Genomic DNA, 19,723 nt, shown 5'->3' with positions numbered 1-19,723 from the left:
GCCCTGGGTGATAGATCAGGTGGTGGCCTTTGTTTGGCCGCTCAGGCAGAGACGGCCTGCCTCCTCTGCCCGTCCTCTACCAGGGTGATACTGCCATCTTCGCTGACGGTGACCTGGACGCCTGTTTCAATCTGACCCAGCCCCTTGCAGGCAACCTGCATCAGGATATCCTTTTCGCGGGCGACAATGGCCATGTGGCTCAACCAGCCGCCAACCTCGCTGAGCACCGCGCCAGAGCGCTGCACATAGGGCAGCCAGGCGGGGTTGATCATGCGGCAGACCAAGATATCGCCGTCGTTAAAGCCCTCAAACACCTCCGGCCCTGTGGCTGTTTCATCGGTGACCCAGAAGGCGCGAGCTGTCACCCTGCCATGTCCGGCAACGCAGGTACCTGCCAGAGCGCCCTCTGTAAGCGGCGCCTGAGCGCCAAGCGACAGCATTTCGCAATCCCGTAGTGTCAGTTGCACCTGGGTTGGAGCCGCGACTTTGCGTGTGTCTTCCTGGGACTTGCGTGCTTGTGCCAATTGCAGCAACTCTTTTGGGGCCGACCAATCGTTGTGCTGCAGCTCGTCCAGGGTGAACTGGAAAATCAGATCATCCAGGCCTGAAGTCGCGCCCAGGGTAAGCAGCGCACGGCGCAGCTCGGCGAGAATGCGCAGCGCCTCATGTTTGGACTGCTCCTTGAGATCCTGAAAGGTCAGCGCCAGCGTAATTGTCTTTTTCAGGTCATGTGGCAGGTTGGCTGGCAGCGCTGTATGGCCGGAGATCTGCTCAATCGGGTTTTCCAGCAGCGGCCAGAGCAGGGCAGGGGCCTCGCTGTAGCGTGGGGTGCTGAGTTCATAATCAAAGATGGATCGATGTCCCATCAGAGCCATGGCGGTTTCGTGGTTGCCGTGACAGGACGCCAGCAGTGCAGAGGGGGTGTTGGGCAGATCCGTCTGCATCAGATATCTGCGCAGACTGGCGTCACCTGCGGTGGCGGCGCTGGCCTCTCCCATGGTGAAGCTAGCAAGGATATTGATCTTTTCAGCCTCGACGTAGATTTCCTGGGCAAAGAGGTGATGCAGGTCTTGAATGGTCTCAATCAGCTTGTGTTGCGGGAGGGCGGCGTAGTCCACCGCCTGCCAGATCGCCAGCCGATCCGCGATCCGCGGCATGGTCTTGGTACGGAAATCTGCGACCAGAGGGGGGGCCTGGCGGCGCAGCTGTTTCGCTTTGGTCTTGGTCAGTTTCAGCGTCATCGCCTGCTTTAACCTGGCATCCACATAGGTCTTGCCAAAAAGATTGACGAGATGGCCGTCGCGCCCTTCGGGCAGCCCATAGGGCACGCCCAGGGCGCGGCAGGCGTGATCCACACTGCCACCAGGCGCCCAAAGACTGGCCATAAGGGAGAATGACAGCGGCGTCGGGCGGGGCAGGACTTCGGACATTTCATCCTGCTCCAGGATCACCATATCCGGATCTGCGTCGCCAAAGCGGTCAAGAATGGTGCGCCATTCCGCCAGGCGGGTCTGTTCCGCCTCGGGGCCACGGGCCAGAGTGGTGATATCGCGGCTTTGCAGGATCTGGAACTGACCATCCGCATAGGCCCATTCGATATCTTGTGGGCAGCCAAAGGCGGCCTCAACCCGGCGTGCGAGGGCCAAGAGGGGGGCCAGATCCAGGGTTTGATCCTGATCTGGGGCGGCGGGCAGTCCACTGCAGCGACCAAAGCGCAGCGAGACAGGTGTGACCCGACCTGAGACCAGATCGTCACCGCAGCCCCGCACCCATTCCACCATGGTCATGCCGGGGGCACTGGGGTCTTGGGTGAACAAGACGCCGGCGTAGTCAGCCTGCACCATGTGCTGCACCAGGATATTGGCTGAGGAGTCCTCTGGCCCCTGTGTTTCATAGCTGGCGGCCCGGTCAGATGTGAAGCTTGCCACCACGCTGTTGAGCGCTGCGCGCATGGTGGCGCCGGTGACGTTCAGTTCGGAATCAAACACCCCGGCAAAGCTTTGATCGGCGCCGTCTTCATTGCTGGCGCTGCTGCGCACTGCGCAGGGCTTTTCCCCCACCAGCTGCCAGATCTGCGCGGCAAAGCTGTCTTGCTGTGGCCGCGTCATCTTTTGGAAGTCGTCAACGGCTTCGCGGCGCAGCACAACACCGCCGGGGACTGGCAGGCCAGCGTTTTTCAGCACGGATAGACGCAGAGCCTTGTTGCCTGCTGTTGCCAGCTCTTCGGTATAGCCCATGGGGATAACCCCGGCGGGCAATTGCGCAAGTTGTCGCTGGTGGTGCCACAGGGCGATGCGGTGTTGCAGAGTGCTGTGTACCCCGGTCACATAGGCGCGTTGCAGCAGCAACAGGCTGAGGCTGAAACAGAGGTAGATATTGGCGGCAGCGCTGAGGCCATAGACCATGGCAAACAAGACGGGAACGCCCAAGAACAGCCAAAGCTTGACTTGCCGTGCGGTCTTGGCAACGGCCCAGACCAGATAAATCGCGGCCAATCCGCAAAACAGCAGCGGCAAGGCAAACAGCGGGTCCGGCTGGCCGAGATCTGCGATCCAGAGCACCTGGATAGGGTGCAGGCCACTGGCCTCGCCTGCGGCGGACACGCCAAGCATCATCACGGGTAAAAACAGCAGCGCAGTCAAGTTGCGCAGGGGGGTCAGCCCCTTGGAGGCATAAAAGGCCTGAAGGGCGCGGGCTTTGCGCACGGGGTCCTGGGCCAGTTTGGATTTGAGCTTTGCGAGCGCATCGGCGCTGTTGTGGGTGATGATCTGATCACGTTCTGCCTTCAACGCCACAGGCAAGATCAGAATACGGGTCAACAGGGAAAAGGCAAACAGCCCAAGCAACAGATGGCTGCGCTCATGGCTCCAGATCAGTGCCGCTGCCACTGCAGAAACCGCCTGTTGCCAATAGGTTTGGTTTTGCTCCGCCAGCCAGGTCTGCACATGCGGTTTTGGCGGTGGTGCAATAAAATACTCCCACGGCAGGGTGTAGCGACCTTGGTAGTCGATGCCGTTTTGGGTCAGTTCAAGCCCCAGAACCTGCCCCATAAAACAGCTGCGACGATCGTAGCACGCAGTCACTGTTGGTTTGTCTTCCAGGGCGGTGATGCGGCGCATCAACTCATCCGTTGGGAGGGCGCGGATTGGGATATTGATCGCCCCGGGCAGATGGCCGGCCGCAAAATCACCGGGATATCGGGTATCAAGGATTTGCAGGTCTGTGGTGTCTACCAATGTGGTGAAGTCAGCGGTGCTGAGCAGCGTGTCTTTGTTGCTATATTCTGGGATGGCGCGCAGATCGGCGAGGGTTTGAACCTCGGCATCGCTAAAAGGCCGCCCTTCGACGATCCATTTCTCAATGCCGCCGGCGATAAAGCTGCAGTCAATGCCAAGTTTTGCCAGTTCGGCGCAAGTTTCAGAGCTGCGGTTGCCGTTATGACAAAACACCACTGCGCGTTGACCGGGCTGAAGCGGCCGGGACTGCAGGAAATCGGGAAAGCGGATATGAAGCGCACCGGGCAGGCTGCCCATAGCGTTTTCGCCAGTTTCGCGAATGTCAAAGAATGCGGTGTCTCCGGCGGCCAGCAGCGCGGCGGCTTGCTCGGTGGAGATGGCCAGAGGGTTCTCTTCTTGCTTGGTGAAGCTGGTCTCTTTCAGCGAGTCGTCTTTGATCTGGGTACCGGCAAACTGCGCCGGGCGGAGCAGGGTTTCTTGTAATCGGGCCTGCTCGGCGTTCTGGTGAGACTTGAATTGCCAGTAGTTTGCGGCTGCCAGCATCGCCACAAAGAACAGCAGTGCGGAAATAAGCCTGAGCGGATAGCGCTGCTGTGTGGTCTGTGGCTTGAACCCCAGCTTGGTGGCCACAAGCACGCCAGTCCCGGAAATCATCGCCAGCCCGACTGCAAAAACCTGTGTCAGTGAGGTGACAGAGCCAATGACCAACTCCGGCGAGGGAATAGCCTGGGCAGCAATGGGGACACTCAAAAGCAGTGTAGTGAACAGAAGTGCAATACAAGTTTTGCGAGTATTGGCGGGGACGGACGGTGTTTGCACTGAGAGTCCTATTTGACTATTAGGGAAGCATTCAGGGTTGTGTGATTTTAATTAAAAGATACCTAAAGTGTTGCTGAACGGTTAACCGTTGGCGGCAACCAAGAGTTTCAACTAAATTTTTTAGAAAAGGATGCGAGGATATTAACGTGATGAACTCAATTGATGGTTGATAGGTAAGAGACCCATGCGGTTAACAGATTCAAAATTGGCCAGGAGGCTCATCCATGCAGCAGTCCAATAGCAGTATTTATGCCGTTATCCTGGCCCTGGGGATGCTGGTCTTGGCGGCCTGTGATGCGCGTGCGGATATAACGCTTACTTTTGGAACCTATGCCGCTGACAAACCTACCGAAACAGTGCGCAAATACCGCCCTTTCCTGACCTTTCTGGCGGACCGGATGTCTGTACGACTGGGGGAAAGGGTCACGATCAAGATGGCGATTGCCAAGGAATACGAAGAAGGTGTGCGCCAGTTGGCGGAGGGTGAAGTGGACTTTGCCCGGTTTGGTCCGGCGTCTTACGTCAGGGTCAAGGAACTCAATCCGCAGATCCGTATCGTGGCGATGGAATCCAAAAAGGGTGAAAAGCGGTTCAAGGGGGTGATTGTGGTCCATCGCGACAGTTCGGTCGAATCCCTGGATGAACTGGTTGGGCTGACCTTTGCCTTTGGTGATGAGCTGTCAACAATCGGTCGGTATTTGGCGCAGGCGCAATTACTGGATGCTGGTATCACAGGCAGCGATTTACACAGCTTTGCCTATTTGGGCCGACATGATCTGGTCGGAGAGGCGGTGGGGGCCGGGAAATTTGCAGCAGGGGCGTTGAAAGAAAGCACCTATATAAAACTTGTGGCCAAAGGGGTTTCGATCCGGGTTCTGGTGTCCTTTGAAAATGTGACAAAGCCCTGGCTGGCCTCTGCGGAGCTAGATCCAAAGATTGTGCAAGCGATGCGGCAGGTCATGTTGGCGGCCCAGAACGAAGAAATTCTTCGACGTGTTGCCAAGAATGGATTTTTGGCCAGCCAGGATTCTGATTACGACATTATCCGCGACGCAATCGAACAAAGCCGTAGCTTTTAGCCTAGAAAAGCAGAGACATGAAACGCACGGGTATCCTGTTTCAGATTGTGATTTCACTGTCGCTGGCCGCTCTTTTGGTTGCGCTGGTTGTGGGAGCTGTTGCCAGACGGACCGAAGGCAACCGGTTGCGTGATCAATTGAATGAACAGGCCGGGCTAACGGTTTCGCTGCTGAGCGGGTTGATGCTCGAGTCCATCATTGTGGAAGACGTGCCGGTCCTGGAGACCGGTCTTCAAGAGGCCCTGGTTCGAACGCCCAAAATTTTGTCTATCCAGATCCTGAACAGTGATGGTGCTACGATTGCGACTGCCAATAGGCGCGGCATCGCCGCACAGGAAGAATTTGTGACCTACGAGCAATCGGTCGAAATGGAAGGGTTCAAGTTCGGCACGATGGTCGTGCGGTGGTCGATGCTGGAAGGGCAGGCCTTGGTGCAGGAAAGAGTCCGATATACAATCATGTGGACCGTCCTTGCGGTTGCTGGGCTGTCAGCACTGGTTTTGGGGTTGATCAGTATTCTGGCTCTGAATCCCCTGAAAACGATTCACCTGCGGATGTCGGATGTTTTAGCCGGTGCGCGTGGGCGGGCCGGAACCTTACCTTGGTATGCCTCTCGGGAATTCTGGGCGCTCAACTTTTCGGTGGGTGTTCTGGAAGACACCTTCGCTGAGCGCGATGAACGTGAACTCGCTTTGGAGCGCGCCTGCGAGGAAGCAGATATTGCCAATCAGGCGAAGTCGGAGTTCTTAGCCAATATGAGCCATGAAATCCGCACGCCAATGAATGGCGTGATTGGCATGGCAGAACTGATCATGGAAACTGACCTGGATGAGGATCAGCAGATCTATGCTGAAACCATTTCAAAATCCGGCTCTGCGCTGCTGACAATTATCAATGACATTCTCAACTTCTCCAAGATCGAAGCAGGGAAGTTCGAACTGATCCGAGTGCCGTTTAATCTACTGACAGCCATCGAAGATGTGGTCACGCTGCTGTCGCCCAAGGCCACAGGCAAGGGGGTCGAGATCATTTTGCGCTATGATCCAGACCTGCCAGAATTTTTCGAGGGCGATGTTGGTCGCATCCGCCAAGTGATTACCAATATCATTGGTAATGCGGTGAAGTTTACGGATATGGGCTATGTTTATATTGATGTGAGCGGTGAGAAAAACCCGAAAGGCTACGGTCTGACAATCAGCGTCACGGACACGGGTATTGGTATCCCCGAAAACCGGCTTGAATCGGTCTTTAGTGCCTTTGAGCAGGTGGATACTGGCGCAACGCGCAGCTTCGAAGGCACCGGTCTTGGGCTGGCTATTTCAGCGCGTCTGGTGAATTTGATGGGCGGCGGTGTCTCGGTGGATTCCACAGAAGGGAAGGGCTCGGTCTTTACGGTTCAGCTGGATTTGCCGCTCGCCGATCAGGTGGAGGCGGTTCCGGTGACTGTGCCGACCCTGAAGGGGCTAACCGGTCTTGTTGTTGATGATCTGGAGCTGAACCGGCTGATCCTGACGGAACGGCTGAACACCTGGGACGTGCACAGCCTTGAGGCCAGTAGCGGAGCGCAGGCCCTGGAGGTGTTGGCGAATGCGCGTCAGGACTTTGGGTCTTTGGACTTTGCCATCCTGGATTACCAGATGCCGGGAATGAACGGTCGCGCCTTGGCACGGCGCATTCGAGCCATTCCTGATTATGCAACACTGCCAATTGTCATGCTGTCTTCGGTTGACCTTGCCATGAGCCGGTTCGGTGAGGATGGGTTGAAGGATTGTGAAATCGTGCTCAAGCCGCTGCGCGCAGCGCAGTTGAAACAGGTGCTTGGGCGGGCGCTTAGTCCTGAGAAACAGTCGCCCAGCCTCAGCACTCCCAGTCGGGTGGCTCCGCAAAACACCGATTGTATGAAGCTGCTGATCGCAGAGGACAACCGCACCAATCAGCTGGTTGTGACACGGATGCTCAAGGACGCGGGGTTTGACATCACCATTGCTGCAAACGGTGCCGAGGCGGTCGAGCTGTTCACGGAGGTCCAGCCGGACATTATTCTTATGGATATGATGATGCCGGTGATGGATGGGGTCGAGGCGACGCTAAAAATCCGCGCAATTGAAAGCGCCGCTCAGGCCAGCGGGACAGGCTGCCCTATCATCGCCCTGACCGCCAATGCGCTGGATTCTCATCGTGACAAATGCCTGGCCGCAGGCATGGATGATTTCCTCAGCAAGCCAATCAACAAACAGGCCCTGCTTGCGGCGATTTACAAATGGAGCCAACCGCACAGTGGTGCCACGACTGAGCTCTGGCTGCGGCAAAACTGATGCTTTGATGGTGGCACTAGCGGCTCTGGGCTGATGTGGCCTGCAGTTGGCGGTAGACAAGGCTGAAGAGATTGGTCAGGGCAAAAAGCACTGCGGCAAAGCAGACAATTGTTGGCCCGGTGGGGGTGTCGAGCATAAAGGACAGCTGCAGACCGGCAAGGGCCGAGAGAGCACCGATCCCCACGGCAATGGTGGCCATGCGCTCTGGCGTTGCAGCAAAGGGGCGGGCTGCGGCAGCGGGGATCAGCAACAGGGCTGAAATCAACAACACACCCACCACCTTGATGGCGGTGGCGACAACCAGGGCCAGAGCAATGGTCAGGACCAGCTGTTCGCGCTTGGGGTTGATCCCTGCCGCATAGGCCAGATCCGGGCTGAGCGTGGCGGTCAGCAGGGCAGACCATCTGGCCCAGAGCAGCAGCAGAACCAGCGCCGCGCCGCCCCAGATCACCGCAAGGTCCATCCGGCTTACTGCAAGTATATCACCAAACAGATAGGCCATCAGATCAATGCGGATCCCCTGCAAAAAGGAGACCGCCACCAGCCCAAAGGCCAGCGAGGAATGCGCCAGAACCCCCAGCAGGGTATCCATGGCAAAGCCGCGTCCGCTCAGGCTGGAGACCGCGGTGGCCATCAACAGGGCAATTATCAGCACTCCGGCAAAGATTGGCACCTGAAACCCCAATGCCAGTGCCACGCCCAGAATTGAGGCATGGGCGGTGGCATCGCCAAAATAGGCCATGCGGCGCCAGACCACAAAGCAGCCCAAAGGGGCAGCGGCAACGGCAACGCCGGTTCCGGCCAAGGCGGCGCGCAGCAGAAAGCTGTCCAACAGGGGAATCATCCTCGGGCCTCTTCGGTAACATCTGGGGTTTGGGAAAGAACCACATCTTTGCCGTGATCATGGCCGCAACTGTGGTCGTGGCTGTGATTGTGTTCATGGCGATACAGCGCCAGCGCGCCCTGGGTGCCGCTGCCAAACAGGGCGCGATACTCTGGGGCAGAGGCCACATGTTCCGGCTCTCCCTCACAGCAGATGTGACCATTAAGGCAAATCACCCGGTCCGAGGCCGCCATGACCACATGCAGCTCGTGGCTGACCATCAAAATGGCGCAGCCCAGAGTTTCGCGCAGGGTTTCGATTTGTTGGTAAAAGGCCGCCGATCCAGGTTGGTCCAGGCCCTGCGTTGCCTCGTCCAGAATCAACAGCTGTGGTTTGCACAGCAGTGCCCGCGCCAGCAAAACACGCTGGAACTGTCCGCCCGACAGATCGGCCATTTGGCGGCTGGACAATTGCCCGGCCCCGGCCTGTTGCAAGGCCTCGACAGCCTGTTGATCTGACACCCTGTCGGGTAGGCTGAGGAAACGACGCACTGTCATTGGCAGGGTTGGATCGATATGCAACTTTTGTGGCACATAGCCAATGCGCAGGTCCGGGCTGCGGGTCACGCTACCTTGGCTGGGCATCTGGGCGCCAATGACGCTGCGCAACAGGGTCGATTTGCCTGAACCATTGGGACCGACGATAGTGACGATCTCCCCCGCGGCGATGCCAAAGGTCACGTTTGACAGCACTGTGTTGCCACCATAGGTGACGGAGAGATTCTGTAGTGCAATCAAATGCATTTATCTGCGGCTTTTTGGCATTTGGGGCATAGGCCTTCGGCTTCGACCACCGTGCGCTCGATCTGAAACCCAGCATCGCGCGCGGCTTGACCCAATTGGCCCTTTGTTGGAATGGTCTGGGCCTCAGCCACGGATTTACACAGCCGACAAATCATAAAAACCGGGGCGTGGTCTTCGCCGGGGTGGGTGCAGGCAATAAAGGCATTCAGGCGTTCAATCTTATGGGCAAACCCATTGGTCACAAGAAAATCCAACGCCCGGTAGGCGACGGGAGGTTGCGAGCCGAGCCCTTCTTCGCGCAGCCGGTCGAGGATTTCATAGGCGCCCAGGGCGCGGTGCTCTTGCAGCAGAATTTCCAGGACTCGTTTGCGGACCGGTGTAAATTGTAGCCCCTGTGCTTTGCACTGGCTATCAACCGCGTCGATGCAGCTGACAATGCAGCTGGTGTGATCATGGGCTTCAAAGCCGATGGATTCCATAGTCTGTGGCCTCCGCTGACAGGGCTGATGTCTAGGGTGAATGAACTTGGCCCTTGATATGTTATGATATGACGTTTAACAAGCCGTGAGATGTTATAAAATTACATGAGAGATCCCATGCTAAAAACCTCCCTGACTTCTGTTGCCGCCCTTTTGGGGTTTGCCGGTCTTTCCATGGCAGATGTGCCTAAGGTGGCAACCGATATTGCTCCTGTGCATGGTTTGGTCGCGCGGGTCATGCAGGGGGTGGGAGAGCCCAGTCTGGTGGTGCCGGTTGGGGCTTCGCCACATGATCACTCCATGCGTCCCTCCGAAGCCCTGGCCCTGTCGCAGGCAGATTTGGTCTTTTGGGTGGGGGAGGCGTTGACGCCCTGGCTGGAGGGCGCCGTTGAAGAGCTGGCCAAGGATGCGCAGGTTGTGGAGCTTATGACCCTGAAAGGCGGTCTTGCGTTGCCATTCCGTCAGGGGGTGGGTTTTGAGGCCCATGATCATGGCGTTTCCCATGACGACCATGACGACCATGGCCACACTGCAGAGGCCCATGAGGAACACGCCGAGAGCGATCACGCCCATGATCATGAACACGACCATGATGAGGGGCATGAGGAGGGGCATGCGCATGAAGAAGATCACCACGGGCATGATAATGACGGTCTGGACCCCCACGTCTGGCTCGCCCCCGAAAACGCGACACTGTGGTTGGATGTGATCGCGGCAGAGCTTTCGGCGCTGGATGGGGAAAATGCGGCCACCTATGCCGCCAATGCTGCGGCGGGAAAGGTGGAAATTCAACAGGTCCAGGCAGAGATCAAAGCCAGTTTGGGCGCTGTCCGCGATGGCGGCTTTGTGGTGTTCCACGATGCCTATCAGTATTTCGAGCACAGCTTTGACATCCAGGCCGCTGGTGCAATCGCCTTGAGTGATGCCTCTGATCCAAGTCCGGCCCGGATCGCAGAGATTCAGCAGGTTGTGGCGCAGAAACAGGTCTCTTGTGTCTTTTCAGAGCCGCAGTTCAACCCGGACCTTGTGGCAACTGTCCTGGAAGGCAGCGGTGCAAAAACAGTGGTCATTGATCCGATGGGAACGGGTTTGGAACATGGTGCGGGTTTCTACCCTGCGCTGTTGAAAGAGCTGGGTGCTGCAATGGCCGACTGTTACTGAGATCAAACCGACCTGCAAACAGGTGCGTTTCAAAAGGGCTGGAGGCAACTCTGGCCCTTTTGTGTTTCAGGCGTGCTTCAGATCCGATCTTTGACCAGATGCGTGAGCGTGGCCCCGGTTTCGTAATAGGCACCACGCAGGCCGGCAAAAGGCAGGCTGTGGTCTGCTGTGGCGGGCAATGGCAGGCGGCTTTCATCGCCTGAAATCAGCGCTTCGGCGATTTTCTGACCAAACAGCGTTCCCGGTCCAATTCCGCGCCCCGAATATCCGAAGCTGACATAGCCCCCCTGCAGCTTTTTAATCTTTGGCAGGTATTCGCGGGTCATGGCGATGCGGCCAAACCACTGGCTTTCCAGTTTGGCTCCGGCGAGGGTCGGAAATGCAGCGGCCAGTTTCCGCGCCAGCCAGCTTTGGTGAATACCGCTGCCAAAATGGTCCAGTGCGCCCATGGCGCCAATGATCAGACGCCCCTGTTGGTCCATCCGCCACGAGGACATCACCAGGGCAGAGTCCCAGCAGCCTTCGAGGCCCGGCAGGATTTGTTCTTGTTGGGCTGCGGTGAGCGGCGCTGTTGCACCTTGGAAATAATGCACAGGCACAATCGCCGGGGCGTCATAACCGGTCATCGCACGGGCATAGCCATTTGTGGCCATGATCAGATGTTTGGCGCGGATGCTTCCTGTGGGGGTGGTAACCTGCCAGCTGTCCTTGTCACGGCTGATTGCGGTGGCGGGGGTTTGGTCGTGGAGTTGCGCGCCAGCTTCGATGGCGGCGCGGGCCAGGCCGCGGACAAAGCCTAGCGGCTGGATGGTGCCGGCACGGGGGTCAAACAAGGCGCCATGGACGGCCTTGCTGCCGACACGGGCCTGAGCCTGGCTTGCCTCCAGCAGCTGAACCGGCGCGCCAATGGACTGCAGCTGGTCGGCACGGCGTTGCAGATCCTGCATGCCGCTGGGGGCGTGGGCGCAGTGCAGGGTGCCATTGCGCACTGGTTCGCAGGCGATGCCGTGACGCTCGATCAATCCGTAAACCAGATCCGGCGCCTTCCCCAGTGCCTGTGACAGCCGGTTGCCAACCTCTGCGCCAAGGCGGGCATTGATATCTTCCGGCGGCAACCAGAGCCCGGCGTTACACAGGCCGACATTGCGCCCCGACCCACCATGGCCAAAGACCTCTGCCTCGATCAGATGCACGGAGGCGCCCATTTCTGCGGCCTTCAGGGCAGCGGAACAGCCAGTATAGCCGCCACCGATCACCACCAGATCTGCCGTCACCTCCCCGGTCAAAACCGAGGAGGCGGGGTGTTCCTGGCAGGTCTGGTGCCAGAGGCTAGAGGTCAGGTCAGATGTCAAATTTAATTCCCTGTGCAAGCGGCAGTTCCCGCGAGTAGTTCACGGTATTGGTCTGGCGGCGCATATAGCCCTTCCAGGCATCAGAGCCGCTTTCCCGTCCACCGCCGGTTTCCTTTTCACCGCCAAAAGCGCCACCGATTTCGGCGCCAGAGGGACCGATGTTAACATTGGCGATACCGCAATCAGACCCGGCTGCCGAGAGGAAATATTCACTCTCGCGCAGATCCGTCGAGAAGATGCAGGAGCTTAGCCCTTGGGGCACCTCGTTTTGCATCTCAATGGCGTGATCCAGATCCTCATACTTCACCGCATAAAGAATCGGAGCAAAGGTTTCGGTGTGCATGATCTGGCTCTGGCTTGGCATCTCCACAATGGCCGGATGGGCATAGGCCGCAGCGCCATGGCTCTCAACCAGGGCCTGTCCGCCACCATGAACAACACCGCCTTCGGTCTTGGCCTGGGTCAAGGCCTTGTCCATCGCCGCCAAGGCCAGGTCATCAATCAGCGGACCCACCAAAGAGCCCTCTGCCAGCGGGTCGCCAATAGGCAGGCCCGCATAGGCCTTGATCAGCCGTGGGATCAGCGCGTCATAGATATCGGCATGGACGATCAGGCGGCGCAGCGAGGTGCAGCGCTGTCCGGCAGTTCCAACCGCAGAAAACACAATGGCGCGCAGGGCCATTTCCAGGTCCGCCGAGGGGGCAACGATCATAGCGTTATTGCCGCCCAGTTCCAGAATGGTGCGGCCCAGTCGCTGGGACATGTCCTGTGCTACGGCCTTACCCATGGGCACCGATCCGGTGGCGGAAATGATCGCAACATCCTTGGAGGCTGTCAGGGCCTGGCCCAGATCCCGTTCACCAATCAGGGTCTGGATTAGGCCTTCTGGGGCTTCCTCGCCAAAGGCGGCAGTGACCCGATCACAGATTTTTTGCACTGCCAGGGCGGTCAGGGGCGTTTTTTCCGAGGGCTTCCAGATTACCGGATCGCCGCAGACCAACGCCAGTGCCGCGTTCCAGCACCAGGGGGCGACCGGGAAATTGAAAGCGGTGATCACGCCGCAGGTGCCCATGGGGTGCCAACTTTCGCGCATGGCATGGCCGGGGCGTTCTGACGCAATGGTCAGGCCATAAAGCTGGCGCGACAGGCCGACGGCAAAATCGCAAATGTCGATCATCTCCTGCACTTCGCCGAGGCCTTCCTGATAGATCTTGCCGCATTCCAGCGTCACCAGCCGCCCAAGAGTTTCCTTCTCCCGGCGCAGCTCTTCACCAAGCAGACGCACCAACTCGCCGCGACGGGGAGCGGGGACAAGCCGCCAGGATTTGAAAGCGGCTTTGGCCTTTGCGATCTGCGCCTCTGCATCGGCCAGGCTGTGCGTGGCAATACAGGCGATTTCGCTGCCATCGACAGGGGTTTTGACACTGAGACTACCGCCGGTCAGCGCGTCTTTGCTAAAACCGGCTGCGGTGAGGATCTGGGAATGAGGCATGGTCCATCCTTTCAAGGAAACTATCTGGCCATGAGCAAATTGCGGGGTTTGGCGCTGGCCGCTCAGGGCATTTTCCTATAAATCACATGGCAAACTTGAAAATGCACATGATACTAAATCCTAAAGCTATGAGGAAAGATCATATGATAGCGCCGCGCCGTTTTTTGCCGTCGATCTCGTCCCTGCTGGCGTTGGAGGCGGTGGACCGTCTGGGCAGCGCCTCGGCGGCGGCCGAGGATCTAAACCTTACCCAAAGTGCAATTAGCCGCCAGCTGAAACAGTTGGAGCAGCAGATGGAGGTGGATTTGATTGCGCGGGATCAGATGCGCATGCAGTTGACCCCGGGCGGGGCAAACTATGCCAAAGAAGCCCGTGTCATCCTGTCCCGGTTGGCGCAGGCCTCGATCAAGCTGCGGGCGAACCCGGATGGCGGCAGTTTGAACCTGTCGATTCTGGCCTCCTTTGGGCTGCATTGGCTGGCGCCTCGCCTGAAGGATTTTGTGGCTCAGCATCCCGGCATCACGGTCAATTTGCAGACCCACAACCTGCCTTTCAGCTTTGAGGCAGGAACGGCGCAGGCGGCCATTCACTATGGCACCCGCGATTGGCCGGGGGTGCAGTATCTGCCCCTGATGCCAAAACATGTACTGCCAGTCTGCGCCCCTGATTTTTTGTCTGCACCCCTTTCCGAGCCCGCAGATTTGCTGGGCTACCCGCTGTTGCATCTGGAAACCCATCCGGATTGCTGGGAGCAGTGGTTTGCCCTACATGAGGTTAGTGCCGAGCGGTTGCAGGGCATGTTGTTTGACCAGTCCTCTGCCATGACCCAGGCGGCGGTGCATGGACTGGGCATTGCCCTGCTGCCGACCTTTCTGGCTGAAAGCGAGATCACGGCGGGCCGGTTGCAGCTGGCAATCTCTGGTGCGCCGGTCTCGCTGGGAGAGTATTTTCTGGTTTGGCCGCCCGACCATGCTGACGATTACCCGCTTATTCAGTTTCGCAATTGGCTGGTTGCGCAGATCGCGACAGAGGAGTTCTGAGATGCGTCTGCCCAGTCTTACCCATCTGCGCTGCTTTGACAGCGCTGCCCGCCATCAGAGCTTTACGGCGGCGGGGGAAGAAATCGGTCTGACCCAAAGTGCTGTCAGCAAGAAGGTGAAAGAGCTGGAAACCGACCTTGGCTTTGCCCTGTTTCAACGGGTGGGGCGCGGAGTGGTGCTGACAGCCGCGGGCGCGGGGCTGGCGGCGGATTTGGCGCAGGATCTTGGGGCGCTGCGCAGTTCGGTGCAAAAGGCGGTGGCCGCGGGGGCAGGGCGCAGTGCCCTGCGGATCGCGGTGTTGCCGACCTTTGCCAACCGTTGGCTGATTCCGCGCCTGCCGGATTTCTTTGCCCGCCATCCAGAGATCGAGCTGAGCCTGTCGACCCGGCTGGAACCCTTTGACTTTGCCCGCGATCCCTTTGACCTGGCGATCCACTATGGCGGCGACAACTGGCCCGGTGCCCGTATGGTTGAACTGTTTGGCGAGCAGATGGTGCCAATTGCGGCGCCAGAGTTGTTTGCCAGCCATCGGCTGGACAGCATGGAGAGCCTGCCAGAGGTGCCGCTGGTTCATCTGGACAGCCGCAGCGACGCCTGGGGAGATTGGTTTCTTGAGGCCGGGGTGCAGGGCAAGCCGCGCCAGGATGGGCGCTATTTTGATCAGTATTCTATGGTGATCGGCGCTGCCGTTGCTGGGCTGGGTGCTGCTATCGTGCCCTTTGACATGGTCTCTGATGAGCTTGCCTCGGGGGCGCTGCGGCGGTTGCCGGGGCCGGGGCTACGCTCAAACAAGCGGTACTATCTGGTGCGCCCACACGGGGTCGCGGCGGATGCGGTGCAAAAATTCGAGACCTGGATTACCCGGCAGCTGCGGCAGAAAACCGGTGACCTTGCCTAACTTCTCTGGATCCGAACGGGCAGATCTATGCGGTTTTGGAATGAGTTGGGTCCAAGAAGGGGAGTATTTTGCCCGTTGAAGAGGCTTAGGCTTTGGGTCTGAGCGCCGGGCGTTGGATCCCGACGCCTGTGCTCTCAGCTGTAGGACCCTATCCATGTCAGAGTTTCGCAAGGCCAGCCGTATTGATGCCATCGAGGTATCAGAGATTTTGCAAATTGGCGCGCGCGCTGCAGAGTTGAAAGAGCAGGGGCGGCCGGTGATCGTCCTGGGGGCGGGGGAGCCGGATTTTGACACCCCGGATGCGATCAAACAGGCGGCTGTTGATGCGATCAGGGCTGGAGAGACCAAATATACTGCCCTGGGTGGCACTACAGCGTTGAAACAGGCGATCAACGCCAAATTCAGCCGCGATCATGGGTTGGATTATGGGCTGGATGAAATCATCGTCTCAACCGGGGCGAAACAGGTGCTCTACAACGCCTTTATGGCCAGTCTTGAACCAGGCGATGAGGTGATTGTTCCAGCCCCTTACTGGACTTCTTATGTGGATATCATTGCCCTTGCCGGTGGCAAACCGGTGCTGGTGCCCTGCGAGGCTGAGACCGGCTTTCGGATGACCCCGGCGCAGTTGCAACAGGCGCTGACGCCGCGCACTCGCTGGGTTTTGTTCAACTCGCCCTCGAACCCCTCTGGCGCGGCCTATGGGGCCAAGGACTACGCCCCCCTGCTGCAGATCTTGCTGCAGCATCCGGATGTCTGGATCATGGCCGACGATATGTACGAGCATATCACCTATGAGGGGTTTGACTTTGCCACCCCGGCAGCGGTTGAGCCGCGATTGAAATCGCGCTGCCTGACCATCAACGGAGTGTCCAAGGCCTATGCCATGACTGGCTGGCGCATTGGCTATGCGGGCGGCCCCGCTGCGCTGATTGCTGCGATGGCGGTGATTCAGGGGCAGTCGACCTCTTGTGCCTCGTCTGTGTCCCAGGCGGCAGCAGTGGCGGCGCTGAACGGCTCACAACAGATTCTGTCAGAGCGGCGCAGCAGCTTTCAGGCCCGCCGTGATCTGGTGGTTGATGGGCTCAACGCCCTGGACGGGATCAGCTGCCCTCGCCCTGAAGGCGCCTTTTACACCTTTGCCAGTTGCGCCGGTGTTCTGGGTCGCCGCACACCAGGGGGTGAAATTCTGGAAACGGATGCGGATTTCTGCGCCTATGTGCTGGAACAGCATGATGTTGCCATGGTGCCGGGGCGGGCCTTTGGGCTGTCGCCCTATTTCCGCATTTCCTACGCCACCAGCACCGCAGAGCTGCGCGAGGCCCTGGCGCGACTGGCGCGGGCGGTGGATCAGCTGCGCTGAAAATCCGGGGCGGTTTATAGCTGCTTTTGCATCAGAATGAGGTCCAGCCATTGGCCCCATTTGTGCCCGACCTGAGGCATAAGACCTGTGCGGGTGAACCCGATGGCACTGTGAAACCCGACTGCCTTTGGATTGGCGCTGCTGATGCCAGCCACCAGCACATGTACCTCCCTGGCACGGGCGGCCTCTTCCAGTTGGGCCATCAAGGCCCGTCCCAGCCCTTGTCCCTGTGCTTCGGGCAGCAGTTGGATTGAGTGTTCCTGGGTGTGGCGATACCCGGGGCCAGAGCGAAAGGCCCCGTAGGTGGCAAAGCCAAGAGCTCGGCCGTCACGCTCTGCCAGTAAGAACGGCTTGGGGTCCTCTTGCAGCCGCGTGGCGATTTCTTCGGGCCGACGCTCCTGTGTGGTAAAGGTAAATAAGGTGTCGCGGATCAATGTGTTGGCAATCGCGGCAATGCTGGCGGCGTCCTGCGGCTGGGCCTGGCGAATTTGTACGGGCATTGTCGGGCAGTCCTTGGGGGATCAAAAAGTCAGAGTAATCGGACCATGGCGGGACACAAATCACAAGCGGCGCCTACGGCGAAATTTTGGGCGCAGTGATGTCTTTTGCACTTAAAGCAATTGAACTTGGCGAGGGCGGGCTTCAAAGATAGGGCACCCAAAGCAAGGAGCCAGAGAGATGCACCGCAATGACATGAAACCGGCGACGATAGCGGCCCAAGCCGCAGGCGCGATTGACATGGCCAGTGGTGGTGTGGTGCCGCCTTTGCAGCCCTCCACCACCTTTGTGCGGGACCGGGACTATCAGCTGGTCAATGAGGGCAACGTCTACCTGCGTTCCCATAATGAGGCGGTGCGGCTTGGTGAAGACATTCTGTCCCGTCTTGAGGGCGCTGCGGATACTCAGCTGTTTCCATCGGGTATGGCAGCCATCGCGGCGGTGTTTCGCACGGTGCCCAATGGAGGTGCGGTGATTGTGCAGTCGGGCATCTATTGGGGCACCACCAAATGGATCCGCGATTTCTGTGCGCGCCGTGATATTACTCTACACGAGGTCGAGGCCAGCGATACGGCGGCTTTGCAGGCGCTCTGCGCGGCGCAGCAGGCGCAGCTCTTGTTTATTGAGACGCCCTCAAACCCCTGGCTGAAAACCGTCGATATCAAAGCGGCTAAAGCCTGCGCGCAGAGTGCTGGCGCCAGTCTGGTTGTGGACAGCACCGCTGCGACCCCGCTGCTGACCCGGCCACTGGAGATGGGGGCGGATATCGTCATGCATTCCGCCACCAAGGTGATCAATGGTCACTCCGATGTGCTGGGCGGGGTGCTGAGCACCCGCGCACGCACCCCGCTCTGGGAGGCGATCTGCATGGATCGCAATGAGGCCGGCGCTGTAATGGGTCCTTTTGAGGCCTGGCTATTGGTGCGCAGCATGCGCACGCTGCCGTTGCGAGTGGAAAAGATGTGCGCCAATGCCATGGCGGTCGCGGAGTTTCTCAGCCAACACCCAGAGGTCGAAGATGTGCTTTACCCCGGCTTGCCCAGCCACCCGGGCCACGCGCTGGCCAGCCGCCAAATGACCGGAGGCTATGGGTTCCTGATGTCTTTTCTGGTCAAAGGTGGTCGCGAGGTGGCGCTGGCGGTGGCAGGGCGGTTGAACCTGTTTCATCGCGCGACTTCGCTTGGTGGGGTAGAAAGCCTGGTGGAACATCGCCACACCATTGAGCCCCATACCGGTATCCCGGAAAACCTGCTGCGGATCTCCATCGGGATTGAAGACGTGGATGATTTGATTTCGGACCTCAATCAGGCCTTGCTGGGGTAGGGCCTCCTACAGGCACGGTGGCATGAGGCGCTTGTTAAGCCTGGCCTGGTTTCAAATAAATCCAGGAAAGGCCTGGCAGTGCACCACCTTGGCCATTCTCGCCGCGAGGTTGTCAGATCATAGACCGGGCGCTGTAGCGCTGCCTTTAGCTGTTGGGCATAGGGGGGGCGGCAACCCCGACCAGATGCGTTGGTGTCAGGCTGTGCTTTGAGGCCATGCTCACTCCCCCCGCCATGGGCGACCCTTGTCGCGGCTGGGGGCCGAATTCCATGAGCTTTGGAGCGCATGGGTCAAAGACAGCGTTGACATTGTCCGCTGCGGCGCCGGAATAGGCCTGCTTTTAGCAGGCCCGGACGCCCATCTGGCTGCCCTTGATTTTGTAGATGCTGTTGATCCGCTTACGACCCGTCCGCAGGTACCAGGCGTTCAACTGCTGCGGATAGTTTGCGGCAATGAGGCGGCCTGCGGTGCCGGTTTTTGCGGATGGAACCACGCGTTTTGCTCGCTCGCTCATAACTTACTCCTCGCAGTAAAATCTGTGTTGGAGGTCAGAGCTAGAGAGGTGGAATGCGCAGCTCAGGCACTAGATGTGGCGAAAAACGGGTGCTTTTTTTCAAATTGATAAGGGTTATTGACGAAGTGTTACTACCCCTGCAGGTGGCTAAACTTCCGCTCAGAAATATTAATGTTTTTCTATTGGTTAACAGGAAAAATGGTGTGCTTTCCCCGGTTTTTGGCGTCGGGGTTCGGGATGTTTTAGGAAAATTTTAGCTTTGAAAGCGCAGTGGTTTTACGCATTTTCCAGTCTTGACGGCCGTCAACGTTGCAAGCTGCGTGGCCGAGGTTGATCTTGGCGGATTAAAATAACATAATCCAGATTATTGGATTAAGGTGTGTCGCCGGGTGGATTCACAAACGAAGTGCAAATTCTTTACTAAAACAGAGAGTTGCACGGAGGATGAAGAATGGGAACCCACTACTGTCACCTGAAGCTGGACGAACGTCGCAAGCTTGCAAAGTGGCTTGAAGCCAAAATGCCGAT

The 19,723-nt window shown here is 58.5% G+C and carries 15 protein-coding genes; 7 read left to right on the top strand and 8 right to left on the bottom strand.

All coding sequences use genetic code 11. The features are described 5' to 3' along the window. Positions 1–41: 41 nt before the first annotated feature. Complete coding sequence (locus QZ268_RS04800; protein ID WP_295449037.1) at positions 42–3,890, bottom strand: PEP/pyruvate-binding domain-containing protein; 3,849 nt, start codon at positions 3,888–3,890, stop codon at positions 42–44. Positions 3,891–4,279: 389 nt separating this feature from the next. Here QZ268_RS04800 and QZ268_RS04795 point away from each other — a divergent pair, with 389 nt between their 5' ends. Then, complete coding sequence (locus QZ268_RS04795; protein ID WP_295448845.1) at positions 4,280–5,134, top strand: PhnD/SsuA/transferrin family substrate-binding protein; 855 nt, start codon at positions 4,280–4,282, stop codon at positions 5,132–5,134. Positions 5,135–5,151: 17 nt separating this feature from the next. Then, complete coding sequence (locus QZ268_RS04790) at positions 5,152–7,449, top strand: response regulator (RefSeq protein ID WP_295448842.1); 2,298 nt, start codon at positions 5,152–5,154, stop codon at positions 7,447–7,449. 16 nt (positions 7,450–7,465) lie between these two features. Here the strand turns inward: QZ268_RS04790 and QZ268_RS04785 are convergent, their stop codons facing one another. From QZ268_RS04785 to QZ268_RS04775, 3 genes are read right to left on the bottom strand one after another with little or no spacing between them, the layout of a single operon-like run. Then, positions 7,466–8,293 carry a metal ABC transporter permease gene (locus QZ268_RS04785; protein ID WP_295448839.1) on the bottom strand — a complete coding sequence of 276 codons (828 nt, stop codon included), beginning with the start codon at positions 8,291–8,293 and terminating at the stop codon, positions 7,466–7,468. Next, positions 8,290–9,075, bottom strand: a complete 786-nt coding sequence (locus QZ268_RS04780; RefSeq protein ID WP_295448836.1) for a metal ABC transporter ATP-binding protein — start codon at positions 9,073–9,075, stop codon at positions 8,290–8,292. The genes QZ268_RS04785 and QZ268_RS04780 overlap by 4 nt, the downstream gene beginning before the upstream one ends. After that, positions 9,066–9,554: a transcriptional repressor gene (locus QZ268_RS04775; protein ID WP_295448833.1), complete on the bottom strand. Its 489-nt coding sequence runs from the start codon at positions 9,552–9,554 to the stop codon at positions 9,066–9,068. The genes QZ268_RS04780 and QZ268_RS04775 overlap by 10 nt, the downstream gene beginning before the upstream one ends. A 117-nt stretch (positions 9,555–9,671) precedes the next feature. Here QZ268_RS04775 and QZ268_RS04770 point away from each other — a divergent pair, with 117 nt between their 5' ends. Further along, positions 9,672–10,715, top strand: coding sequence for a zinc ABC transporter substrate-binding protein (locus QZ268_RS04770; RefSeq protein ID WP_295448829.1), 1,044 nt, complete (start codon positions 9,672–9,674; stop codon positions 10,713–10,715). 77 nt (positions 10,716–10,792) lie between these two features. Here the strand turns inward: QZ268_RS04770 and QZ268_RS04765 are convergent, their stop codons facing one another. After that, positions 10,793–12,067 carry an FAD-binding oxidoreductase gene (locus QZ268_RS04765; protein WP_295448826.1) on the bottom strand — a complete coding sequence of 425 codons (1,275 nt, stop codon included), beginning with the start codon at positions 12,065–12,067 and terminating at the stop codon, positions 10,793–10,795. After that, positions 12,057–13,559 carry an aldehyde dehydrogenase family protein gene (locus QZ268_RS04760; protein WP_295448823.1) on the bottom strand — a complete coding sequence of 501 codons (1,503 nt, stop codon included), beginning with the start codon at positions 13,557–13,559 and terminating at the stop codon, positions 12,057–12,059. The genes QZ268_RS04765 and QZ268_RS04760 overlap by 11 nt, the downstream gene beginning before the upstream one ends. 143 nt (positions 13,560–13,702) lie before the next feature. Here QZ268_RS04760 and QZ268_RS04755 point away from each other — a divergent pair, with 143 nt between their 5' ends. The 3 genes from QZ268_RS04755 (at position 13,703) to QZ268_RS04745 (ending at position 16,860) form a co-directional block, all read left to right on the top strand. Next, positions 13,703–14,599 (top strand): LysR substrate-binding domain-containing protein, encoded by an 897-nt coding sequence (locus QZ268_RS04755; protein WP_295448820.1) that lies wholly within the window; start codon positions 13,703–13,705, stop codon positions 14,597–14,599. A 1-nt stretch (position 14,600) separates the two neighbouring features. Then, entirely contained in the window at positions 14,601–15,497 is an 897-nt protein-coding gene (locus QZ268_RS04750; RefSeq protein WP_295448816.1) for a LysR substrate-binding domain-containing protein, read from the top strand. 154 nt (positions 15,498–15,651) lie between these two features. Continuing rightward, positions 15,652–16,860 carry a pyridoxal phosphate-dependent aminotransferase gene (locus QZ268_RS04745; protein ID WP_295448811.1) on the top strand — a complete coding sequence of 403 codons (1,209 nt, stop codon included), beginning with the start codon at positions 15,652–15,654 and terminating at the stop codon, positions 16,858–16,860. Positions 16,861–16,874: 14 nt separating this feature from the next. Here QZ268_RS04745 and QZ268_RS04740 read toward each other — a convergent pair whose 3' ends face one another. Then, positions 16,875–17,360, bottom strand: a complete 486-nt coding sequence (locus tag QZ268_RS04740) for a GNAT family N-acetyltransferase (protein ID WP_295448808.1) — start codon at positions 17,358–17,360, stop codon at positions 16,875–16,877. Positions 17,361–17,538: 178 nt separating this feature from the next. Between QZ268_RS04740 and QZ268_RS04735 the strand changes: the two genes are divergently transcribed. Then, positions 17,539–18,681 carry a PLP-dependent transferase gene (locus QZ268_RS04735; RefSeq protein WP_295448805.1) on the top strand — a complete coding sequence of 381 codons (1,143 nt, stop codon included), beginning with the start codon at positions 17,539–17,541 and terminating at the stop codon, positions 18,679–18,681. A 340-nt stretch (positions 18,682–19,021) separates the two neighbouring features. On the opposite strand, the gene QZ268_RS04730 is transcribed toward QZ268_RS04735, so the two are convergent. After that, complete coding sequence (locus tag QZ268_RS04730) at positions 19,022–19,195, bottom strand: hypothetical protein (RefSeq protein ID WP_295448802.1); 174 nt, start codon at positions 19,193–19,195, stop codon at positions 19,022–19,024. Between the last annotated feature and the right edge of the window lie 528 nt (positions 19,196–19,723).

Source organism: uncultured Pseudophaeobacter sp. (assembly GCA_905479575.1).
Classification (GTDB): Bacteria; Pseudomonadota; Alphaproteobacteria; order Rhodobacterales; family Rhodobacteraceae; genus Pseudophaeobacter.
Note: the sequence above shows the minus strand (reverse complement) of the source record. Positions and strands in the feature narration are given on the sequence as shown.